A 2,602-nucleotide genomic window follows, 5' to 3' on the forward strand; every position below is an offset into this window, starting at 1 on the left:
GAGCTTTTCGACGAGTTCGGCCACCGAACCCACCATCGAACCCGGCTTGCGCTCGGCCGGCCTGGCGGTCGAAAGGACGCTCAAGGTCGGTGCCAGCGGCACGCCGAGGCTGGCCGCGTCGATTTCCTCGAGCGGTTTTTTCTTGGCCTTCATCACATTGGGCAGCGAGGCATAACGGGGGGTATTGAGCCGCAGATCGGTGGAGATGACGGCGGGCAGGGCGAGTTCGAGCGTTTCGAGGCCGCCATCGACTTCGCGGGTCACTGTAGCCTTGCCGTCGGCGATTTCGACCTTGGAGGCAAAGGTTGCCTGCGGCCAGCCGAGCAGGGCCGAGAGCATTTGCGCCGTCTGGTTGGAATCGTCGTCGATGGCCTGCTTGCCCATGATGACAAGATCGGGGCTTTGCTGTTCGGCAATCGTCTTGAGGATTTTGGCCACCGCCAGTGGCTCTACGGTCTCGTCGGTCTTGACCAGAATGGCGCTGTCCGCGCCCATGGCGAGCGCCGTGCGCAGCGTATCCTGTGCCTGGGCGGGGCCGATGGAAACGGCGACGATCTCGGTCGCGATGCCCGCTTCCCTGAGCTTGATCGCCTCTTCGACGGCAATTTCGTCGAACGGGTTCATGCTCATTTTCTGGTTGGCGAGATCGACGCCCGTGCCGTCCGACTTCACCCGCACGGTGATGTTGGCGTCGAGCACCCGCTTGACCGGGACTAGAATTTTCAATGCCGTCTCCTCTTATTCAGTCATCCGGGACGTGAGGCCGTTTCCCGTCTAGCGCTCTGTTTGTGCAGCGATTGGCAGCTTGGTGGTGAGCTTGATGCATTTGAGCGCGAAATGGGAGTTGATGGCCACAACGCCGGGCAAATGCAACAGCTTGCGCTTCAAAAGCCGCTCATATTCCTCAATCGAGGCGACCAGCGCACGCACCACATAGTCGGTCTCCCCGCTCATGGAATAACATTCCACCACCTCGGGGTAACCCGCCACGTCCCGCTCGAACGCCTCAAGCGTTTCCTCATCGTGCTCCTTGAGTCTGATGTGGGCAAAGACGGTGATGTCGAGCCCAAGCTTGTGCTGGTCGAGGATCGAGACCCGCTCCTTGATGACGCCGTCCTTTTCGAGCCGCTTGAGACGCCGCCAGAAGGGGGTGTGGGACAGGCCCACCTTTTCGGCCATATCGGCGACCGACAGGGACGAGTCGTCCTGGACCACCGCCAGTATCTTGCGATCCATCTCGTCCATGTAATCGTCTCCTCAATATGTGCAAAATGATAGGATGAAAGTCTCAATCATTACGCGATAGTCGGAGAATGAAGTCAAGTTCTCCGCTTCGATGGGGCAGAGCATCCAATCTGGACCCAGCCGAACCGGTTCATGGCAATAAACATGCGCCGGCGGCTCGGGCACCCGGTTTCCAGTATCGATCCTGTCGGGTGGCCGTTTGGAATCGCTTTGTGAAAACCCCTTGCCAAGTCGCGGACTCGATTGAATGTTCCGAGGGTCCTCGCGGCGGCCTGATGCCAAGCCGGCCTCGACAAGACCTGCCCTCTCTCGGTAGGGGATAACCACACAGGGTTCAGGAGCCTTTACATGGCAAACCGCACCGGCGGACAGATACTCGTCGATCAACTCAGGATTCACGGCGCCGACCACGTTTTCTGCGTGCCGGGTGAGAGCTATCTCGCCGTGCTCGACGCGCTCTACGATGCACCGCAGATCAAGACGGTCACCTGCCGGCATGAAGGCAATGCGGCCATGATGGCCGAGGCCCATGGCAAGCTCACCAGCCGCCCCGGCATCTGCATGGTGACGCGGGGTCCCGGCGCGACCAATGCCAGCGCCGGCCTGCATGTGGCCATGCAGGACGCCACCCCGATGATTCTGTTTATCGGGCAGGTGGCGCGCGACCAGATCGAGCGCGAAGCGTTTCAGGAGATCGATTATCGCCGCATGTTCGGACAGGTCACCAAATGGACCGCACAGGTCGATGACACGTCCAGGTTGCCTGAACTGATCGCCCGTGCCTTCAGGGTGGCAACCAGCGGCCGGCCGGGCCCTGTAGCCATCGCGCTGCCCGAGGACATGCTGACCGAGATGGCTGACGTGCCCGATGCGCTGGCCTATACGCCGCTGGCAAGCTGGCCGGGCGCCGATCAACTCGACGCAATGGCAGACATGCTGGCCGAGGCGCAGCGCCCCATGATGCTGCTCGGCGGCGCCCCCTGGGATGCCGAGGCCGTTTCCGCCATCCAGCGATTTGCCGAAGCCAACCAGCTGCCGGTCGCTACCAGCTTTCGCCGTGCGGACAGGTTCGACAATGCCCATCCGCTCTATGCGGGCGATCTGGGCATCGGGCCCAATCCCAAACTGCTCGAAACCATCAAGGCATCGGATTTGCTGATCGTTGTCGGTGCCCGGCTGACGGAAATGACGACGGGGGGCTATACACTGTTCGACATACCCGTGCCCAAACAGAGACTTGTCCATGTTCATCCCGATCCCGAGGAATTGGGCCGGGTCTATCATCCCGCGCTGGCCATCAACGCCACCCCGCGCGAATTTGCCAAATCGCTCGAGATCCTTGCCCCGATTGTGTCTC

3 protein-coding genes are annotated in these 2,602 nt (G+C 61.2%); 1 reads left to right on the forward strand and 2 read right to left on the reverse strand.

Annotated elements, in window-relative coordinates; all coding sequences use genetic code 11:
• Window positions 1–726: electron transfer flavoprotein subunit beta/FixA family protein (locus tag AACZ55_RS15955; RefSeq protein ID WP_339647670.1), on the reverse strand; the 726-nt coding region annotated here is incomplete at its 3' end.
• Between the two features lie 48 nt (window positions 727–774).
• The gene (locus AACZ55_RS15960) at window positions 775–1,245 is read right to left on the reverse strand and encodes an Lrp/AsnC family transcriptional regulator (RefSeq protein WP_338607102.1); all 471 of its coding nucleotides are present in this window, start codon (window positions 1,243–1,245) and stop codon (window positions 775–777) included.
• Window positions 1,246–1,593: 348 nt separating this feature from the next.
• On the opposite strand from AACZ55_RS15960, the gene AACZ55_RS15965 reads away from it, so the two are divergent.
• On the forward strand, window positions 1,594–2,602 hold a 1,009-nt coding region (locus AACZ55_RS15965), incomplete at its 3' end, for a thiamine pyrophosphate-binding protein (protein WP_339647673.1).

This window comes from uncultured Pelagibacterium sp. (genome assembly GCF_963972885.1).
GTDB lineage: Bacteria > Pseudomonadota > Alphaproteobacteria > Rhizobiales > Devosiaceae > Pelagibacterium > Pelagibacterium nitratireducens.